This window comes from Caloramator sp., assembly GCF_020054765.1.
GTDB lineage: Bacteria > Bacillota > Clostridia > Clostridiales > Caloramatoraceae > Thermobrachium > Thermobrachium proteoclasticum.
Genome location: NZ_JAIHAO010000062.1, coordinates 1 through 8,148, shown reverse-complemented (window position 1 = coordinate 8,148; position 8,148 = coordinate 1). Strand labels below are relative to the sequence as shown.

The following is an 8,148-nucleotide window of genomic DNA, read 5'->3' as shown; positions in this document are numbered from 1 at the left end:
ATAAGACTTAATTTAACAGCTAAATTAACAACTTTTTTGGGGGTTTTAAAAATAGCCTCCTTCAGCCCAGATTTTTCAAGGGATCAAAAAGGGTGCTGTGGAAATGAATATGACCTGTTTGAAGGGATTATCACTCCATAGCCTCTTTGCGTGTCGCAAAAGGCTTTTTTGTGGAAATGAATATGACCTGTTTGAAGGGATTATCACCGTATATACAATGCCAAGCGCTCTATCTGTATCTTCTGTGTGGAAATGAATATGACCTGTTTGAAGGGATTATCACATGTATGGATGTAAATCCTTTGGCGGAAGTTTGTCAAAGTGGAAATGAATATGACCTGTTTGAAGGGATGGATAACTAAATTTAATATTTTTATAAGCCAAGCATTGAGAATGCTTGGCTTATCATTTATTGATAAATTATTTTACAAAATTGTATTGACAGTAAATAAATTCTATAGTAAAATAAAAGCAAAGTAAATATTGTGAGTTTAGCACTCCTATAGAATAATATATTTTTAAAATTTGAATGGTTTCGCACTATAAGTGCGTCCATTTTCAGAAAATATTCTATAGGAGGTTTTGTTTTATGGTATTAAAATTTAAATTAAAATCTTGGAATAATGTAAAAAAACTTCTTCTTTTAAATCTCCCATTAAATGTACAGGAGATTAGAAAATTAGAGGAGATTATAGCCAAAAGAGACATTGACAAAATAAACAGGTTTGTGGATGCTGTATCTTTAAATTACAATCTCTCTCCAAATTTTACAAATACCCTAAAGGAAAAGATTAAAGAAGAAGCTGAATATCTAAAGGGTATAAAGGGATTTGGAGCATATGAGAATCTAAGCAAAAAGATTTTTACTATTAAATTAAATGCAAATTATAAGGGTAAAAGGACACTATCAAAGGAAGCATACAATATGTTTATAAAATTTTTAGCTGCAATAGAAACAATTAATTCTGAAAAAGAAATAAAAGCATCTGATATAAAAAAGATACTTACAGGCAGCGTAAAAATAAATGAAAAGGCAATTGAGAAATATAAGGGACTTGAACTTAAAATGCAAAAGGAAAATGTGTATGATTATTCAGGAGATAAAAAAATAATCGATATAGTAAGTGTACTCTTAATGCTGCAAAATAGCGGTATAATAACAAACTTAGAAAAGCTAATATATACAAATAGGATGATTGACAAGAAGGTAGAAAGGTATGTTAACCAGAGTGTAAGTAAAATTTATATCCCTCTTTCAGATGAAGAAGTATCAAGCTTTGTAGTAAATGATGTTAAAGCTATATATAAAGCTATTATAATACACCACGTTTATAATACTCTATGTAATATATGCTATGAAGCAGCTACAAATTTTGCGGTTATAGTTGTTGCATAATAAAAAAACATCAACTCTTTATGGGTTGATGTTTTTTTATTATGCAAAATTGTCCTATATTTAAAAAAGTTGAGAAATGTAAAGGAATTTTGAAAATTTGTAGAATATTTTAAAGTAGGTTTGTCATATATTCTTAAAATTTTTATTAATATAATAAATAGTTTGTGTTAGCTCTAATCAATAGATTACTCAATTTTATGCAATAAAAACTATATGATACTTTATTAAAATTAAAACTAATCAAATGCGGAGGGATGATAAATGCAAAGAGAAGAGAGAACAAGGAGAGAAAATTTTAGTTATAGGGAGTTTAGAGAAGAAAAAAGAGATTTTATAAAAGAAATATTTAATAATTATAAAAAGGGGGCTTTACCAAAGATAGATGTATTAATAGATAATGGGACTGTTTTGGAAGGAAAAATAATTGATAATATAGAGAAAAATTGGAGTATTTTATTTGAAGAAGATGAAGTATTTAATAGGGAATTAGTTGAGACTTATTTACATTGTTTAAAAGGAAGTTATTTAAAATATAAAAATGGTGAAACTAAATATTTTATTTTAGAGTATATACTTATTGATATTGTAATAAAAAGAGCAATAATAGATGCTGAGAGTGTTCAAGATGTAACAGTAGAAAGTGTTTTCAAATACATTGAGAATATAATTAATGATTATAGGAAAGAAGAAGTTAAGGGTTACATAGATAAAATTTTAAAAAGATATAATTTATATTCATATAGTAAAAATGATGTATTTCTTGATTTAAAAAAATGGTTTAAAAATTATGAAAAAGAGATAACACAGCTATTCAATGATATAAAAGAAAAAATGATGGAATTACGCAAAAATAAAAATAACTTCAAATATGATAATAGAAAAAGACAAGATGAAGTAGAAATAAAACATATAGAAAATTTAGAAATTGACGCAAAAAAAGATGAAGATATAGAACAAGACGATAGCAAAGAATTAGATGATATAGAGGAATTAAAGGAGAGATTAAACCTATTTGAATTAGAATACAAAAGATTAAACAAAAAAATTGAGGACTTAAACAGGGCATTAGATGAGCAAAAGAAGAACATAGTAGCAGAGTTAATTAATACATTAAATGAAAAAAGCTTTGGACTTGTTTTAGACAGACTTTATATGTGGTCATTTATGGATGCAGAGTATGATATAAACGATATAAAGCTTTATGTAAAAAATCTATTTAGAGCCCTTGAAAAGCTTGATGTTTATGCTGACAATAGCAATCTACTTGGAATTATCGATTTGCAGGCAGATGAAATAGGAACAAAATATAGACTAAATAAGGATATGGGAGTATACTCACCAGGTTATAAAAAGGTAATATTCCCAGGTTGGAAATACAAAGATGAACATATTATAAACCCTATGATTGAAGTGTAAAGGAGGAATTAATGTGGCAGGTGCTTATCTTGCAATAGATTTAGGTACAACTAATACTGTTGTTTCAGTTGGCGCTAAGGATGTGTATGGAAATTTCATAACTCAAATAGTCCCTATAAAACAATTTGACAGGAACAAAGTTTTAATAGAAAAGGATAGTATTCCATCTGTAATGTTTGTAGACTACGATGGATTAAGATACGTAGGTGAAATAGGTAAGTCAATGAGGGATTTGCAGTCTCTAAGAGTTATTTCAAATAGCAAAAGGTATATGGGATTAGATTTTAAATGGGAGGTAGATGATAAGGTAATAAGACCAAAGGATGTAGCAGCGGCAGTTCTAAAGATGTGCAAAAATTCAGCAGATAATTACCTCTTTACTGATGTAAAGGATGTGGTTATAACAGTACCAGCTTCCTTCAATACAGACCAAATAAATGACACAATAGAGGCAGCAAAGATGGCAGGATTTGAAAATATAGATATTCTTCCAGAACCAACAGCAGCCTTGATAGATTACATAAACCAACAGGCAGTTATGGATGTAAGCTGCCAAAGCATAGATTTTTCAACAAAGAAAAGAATACTGGTATTTGATTTAGGGGGAGGAACCTGCGACGTTTCAGTAATTGACGTTGTAAAGAGCGGAAATAAACTTGATTTCCAAGAAATAGCTGTTGGTAGATATGACGAATTAGGTGGTGTTGATTTTGACTTTTGGGCAGCAGAATATTTACTAAATAAATTCTTAGAGGAAAATGATATTGACCCAGATGATATATCAAAGCAAGAGCTTACATCTATGGTAAGTAAACTTGCGGTATTTTGTGAAGAAGCTAAGGAAAAAATGGCTTCAGAGATAGAAACCAGAAAAATGATGGGTATTCCAGTAAATGAAAACGAATTATCCTTTACAAAGGCAATTGTTGATTTTTATAAAGACAAAGCCTTTGAATTTAAGATAACAAAGAAGGAGTTTGATAAGGCAACAGAGAGTCTATACTACAAACCCAAAAACAAAACTAAAATTTTAAACGAACAAAGAAAACAAAAAAACATAGAAGAGCCAATATTAGATACACTAAATGGCTATCGAATTAGGCCTTCTTCTATAGATTATGTTTACTTAACAGGTGGTATGAGCAAATACCCAAAAGTTAAAGAAAGGCTATTTGAAATACTAAATAAACCAATCATAGTTTCTTCAAGACCTATGGAGTCAGTAGCAAGAGGTGCAGCAGTTTATCATTACTACAGCGTAGAAAATAAGAGGGTATCACAAACTACAAAACAAAATGCTTTTACAGTAAAAAATGACGTTATGATGGGAATGGATATAACAAAGGTCTTGGCAGAGGCTATAATGATTGACGTAAATGAAGGACTGCCTCATACCATAATAGAGGCAAATCATCCTGTGCCTTATAAAGGAAGGCTAACAGGAAAATTAAGAACTACCTCACCATCTGGTATAAAGGTAGATATATATGCAGGTAAGAGTCCATATAGCTCAAAGCTTAGAATTCAAAAATCTTATCTTGCAAAATTCAATGTTCCAATACAAACAGGAACACCAATAGATATTGAATACGAAATAAATGAAAATAAGTATTTGACTATGGTAATGATTGTGAAAGACGGTAGGAACGAAACAAGATTTAATTTAAACATAGAAAGTGATGTTGAATTGGAAGAAAGGAGAAGTGAATTATGATGCTAATGAAGTCTTTTGATCAATTAGGAATTGTAAGAGGTGTTTTTCCTAAGGGTATTAATATAGATATAAAAGATAAGTTTTCAACTCCAGGCCTTCAACCTATAGGAACAGAAAATGGTTTATTTTATTGGGAATTCTCCGAAAATGATGTCGAGGAATTTGTTCATATATATGAAAAGATTAAGCAAATGGATACAAGGTCATATAATAATATGCTTTTTAGATTAAGAGATAAATGCAGTTTGATGCAATCAAGGAAAATATCTCCTGTAGGATGTGCCATATATGCGACAAAGACAATTAATAAATATTTAAATTTTAAGAATTTCATAGATGAACTTGTTGATATACTATATACATTCAATTGCAGCGAGTATATAAATGAGGAACTTGAACATATATTAAAAAAGTGGACTTGGACTCCTCAGCTTCGAATTGCAATTAAGCTGTGTGGTAAGTTAGGTAAGTTAGACCTGCTAAAGATTGCCTACAACAGATTTTATTATGATGAAAATTTAAGGGTGGATCTTTTTAAAGCCCTTATGGACACTGGAAATGAAGATGCACTTCCTTACATTTTATCCTTTATAAAGATACTTGAGAAGGAGAATGAAAAGGATAGACAGATAGCTAACTATTTTAAATCTAAGGTATATTTGTTTTTACCTGATGGAAAACGTATTATTGAGGATGCCTATAATTCAAAAAATATAAGATCCTTTGGAAGAAAGGTGTTGTCTGAACTTATAACTCAAGGTGTAATAACAGATACAGGAAACAATGTTCAAGTTAAAAATAGACCATACTATATTAAACTTGCAAGAATTGCGGCAGTGGGTGCTAAAATAGATGAGATTAAGAAAAAAGAGGCATTAGATGAACTATATTTAGCACTAAATAATGAAAACTTAAGGGGACATTCCCTATTTGCACTAAGGTTTACAAATAGAAAAGAGGCAGGAGATTATATTATAAATACTCTAAAAAATCACCAATGTAGTAAAAAGGATATTAAAGATGCCATAATGACATTAGGATTTTTAGCATATTCCGAAGGTAAAGAATTTATAATTGAAAAATATCTTCAAAAAGTTGACTATAAAGTATATGTTTGGGCATATTTTGCACTAATTAAAGATAACAGCTATACAGAAAAGCTTGCATCTGAGCTTTTTGAAGAAAAAACAACAATAGCAGAAGAGGTTTCTGAGGTTATTAGGCAGATTTATAAGAGTGTACCAGAACTTAGAGTAATGATTATAGAAAAGTTTAAGGAAAATATTCTTTCAACAGATTCATCAAAGATATTAAAGGCATTAAAGAACATACAGCTTGTTATACCTGCAGTTGAAAATGAATTTAAACCAATTTTAGAGATAATATTTGAAAAGATGGGATATAAGGATAAAGAAGTTGTTTGGAGAGCACCTAATGTATATGATGCAGTATTATCTTTAATTAATAAATTTATAGGTGAAAACAATATTCCAGGCTACATAGAAAAATTCCTATTCTATGTTATGAATAATGAAAGCTTTAGCAGTAGTATAAGAACAAAGGCGATGTCAATTCTAAACAACGTAAATCCTGGAGGTATTGAAGCAAATGCTTGATTTTAATATTCAAGATAGAAGCATTATCTTCTTGGAAAAGGATTTTTTCGAAGGGAAGGATATGTCAACCTTAGGTAGTCTTTGTACAAAAAGCTACCGCAGGGGTGATTATTATATGACCTATGTATATTCAAAGATAGGAATTCAAAAGACGGGTATAGATGCCTTTTATCTATACCTTGTCTTATCTTTATTTAAACTTGGATATATAAACATTGCAAATAAAATATTAAAGAAGAACCAGCAACTGATTGAGGGTTTGTTTTATAAAAATAGTGTAGATGTTAAGGATTTAATTGAGTTTTGTGTATTATTTGAATACGATGAAATTCCTCTTAATTTAAGGGGTGAGTTTGACAGCTTATCCGATAATGATGTGTTGAAGCTTATATATAATGCAAGAAAGAATAAGGATAAGGAAAGTATATTAAAGCTTTCATCATATTTTGAAGAATTACAGGATTCCTTTTACAAAACCTACATAGCCACAGTATTAGGAAGTATATTTAGCCCAATTTATTTTAACTATGCAGCAAATAAAGAGTTTTTTACTCCTAATATGATAGATAAGAATTTAAATTTTAATATAAATTCACTTTCGTTAAGGGCTATTGATTCTGAAATAGTAGATTTATTTGGTTATCATAATTTTGAAGCAAGGGATTTTAAGTTCTATTCATATCCCTATGACGATGGACTTGCAAATATGCACCTGCTTGAATACAAAGGTAAATATCTAATTCTCGATTGTGGTGCATATAATAATGATTATGATATTGGTAAAATAGATGCTATAGGTTTCCTAAGGGCACTTAATGTAGATATAAGAAACGTTGAGGGAGTATTTATAACCCACGCACATTTAGACCACTATGGCAGCATAGATGTTTTAAAGGGATTTGGATTAAAGTTTTTTATGACAAGACAAACGTATGATTTAATTTTAAAGGTTGGATTTTGTTTAGATGGATTTGATATTAATATTGTAAAATATGATGAAGTAGTTAAACTTAATACATTTAGTGTAATTCCCTTTAGAAATGGACATATTTTAGGTTCCTGTGGATATGATATTTTATTTGGAAATAAAAGACTTATTTATACAGGGGACTTCTGCTTAAACAACCAATTTACTGTTGAAGGCTTGGATCTAAAAAAATTAATTCAGAGGGGAAAAATAGACCTGCTTGCAATAGAGGGAACATACCTTAATAAAAAGGATGGATTAGAATATAGGGATAATCAAATTATCCTTTCAAAGGTTGTTAAGAAGTTAAATAACCACCAAATAAAGACCCTTATACCAAGCTTTGCAATAGGAAGAGCTCAAGAGGTTGCACTTATTCTACAAAGTTATAACTCCCTAAGGACTCCAGCTTTAATAGATGGTGAGGCAGCAGATATAACCTACTATTTTCAAAGACAAATAGATAAAAATATAATAAATAGGTTAACGAGTGTATCAAACAATGATATGAAATTTAAATTATTTAACTATGATGTTTTTATTGTAAGTTCAGGTATGTTTCAGAGGGACAGCACATCCTATAGGTATTATTATGAATTAAAGGATAAGGATGCGGCAATTGTTAAGGTAGGGTATATAAGCCAAAACAACAGTATAATGAATGAAATAAACATATTTGAAAATAGCCAATTTTTCTTTGACATTCCTCTTTCAGGACACGCAAGCTATAACCAGTTGGTGGAGGCTATTATAACATTAAGTCCAGAGAATGTAATTTTTGTGCATACGGTGTAGAAGAATTTATAGGAATATATAGTAACTTTGTTTATTGACAAATAAAAATTGGAAAATATATAATATTAATATATTGAATTAATTTTTTATTCATCTGATGTATACAAAAACCTATTTGACCCCTTATACATAGGGGGGTTTTTTGAAACTTTATTTAAATTAGATATTCCAATGGGTAGAGTACATTAAAGCTTTTATACATACTCTGTATAAGACTTAATTTAACAGCTAAATTAACAACTTT

The 8,148-nt window shown here is 29.5% G+C and carries 5 protein-coding genes; all 5 read left to right on the top strand.

Going from position 1 to position 8,148, the window contains the following annotated elements:
- Positions 1-589 precede the first annotated feature (589 nt).
- The 5 genes from JG776_RS11860 (at position 590) to JG776_RS11840 (ending at position 7,904) form a co-directional block, all read left to right on the top strand.
- On the top strand, positions 590-1,396 hold the full coding sequence (locus JG776_RS11860; RefSeq protein ID WP_291967771.1) for a hypothetical protein: 807 nt from the start codon (positions 590-592) through the stop codon (positions 1,394-1,396).
- Between the two features lie 261 nt (positions 1,397-1,657).
- On the top strand, positions 1,658-2,812 hold the full coding sequence (locus JG776_RS11855) for a hypothetical protein (RefSeq protein WP_291967769.1): 1,155 nt from the start codon (positions 1,658-1,660) through the stop codon (positions 2,810-2,812).
- Positions 2,813-2,825: 13 nt separating this feature from the next.
- On the top strand, positions 2,826-4,526 hold the full coding sequence (locus JG776_RS11850; protein ID WP_291967767.1) for an Hsp70 family protein: 1,701 nt from the start codon (positions 2,826-2,828) through the stop codon (positions 4,524-4,526).
- Entirely contained in the window at positions 4,523-6,142 is a 1,620-nt protein-coding gene (locus tag JG776_RS11845; RefSeq protein ID WP_291967765.1) for a hypothetical protein, read from the top strand. Before JG776_RS11850 ends, JG776_RS11845 begins: the two co-directional genes overlap by 4 nt.
- On the top strand, positions 6,135-7,904 hold the full coding sequence (locus tag JG776_RS11840) for an MBL fold metallo-hydrolase (RefSeq protein ID WP_291967763.1): 1,770 nt from the start codon (positions 6,135-6,137) through the stop codon (positions 7,902-7,904). The genes JG776_RS11845 and JG776_RS11840 overlap by 8 nt, the downstream gene beginning before the upstream one ends.
- Positions 7,905-8,148 lie beyond the last annotated feature (244 nt).

Excerpts from the sequence above, each read along its gene's own strand:
- JG776_RS11845 (WP_291967765.1), top strand. The coding sequence starts at position 4,523 with ATGATGCTAATGAAGTCTTTTGATCAATTAGGAATTGTAAGAGGTGTT.
- JG776_RS11840 (WP_291967763.1), top strand. The coding sequence starts at position 6,135 with ATGCTTGATTTTAATATTCAAGATAGAAGCATTATCTTCTTGGAAAAG.
- JG776_RS11855 (WP_291967769.1), top strand. The coding sequence starts at position 1,658 with ATGCAAAGAGAAGAGAGAACAAGGAGAGAAAATTTTAGTTATAGGGAG.
- JG776_RS11860 (WP_291967771.1), top strand. The coding sequence starts at position 590 with ATGGTATTAAAATTTAAATTAAAATCTTGGAATAATGTAAAAAAACTT.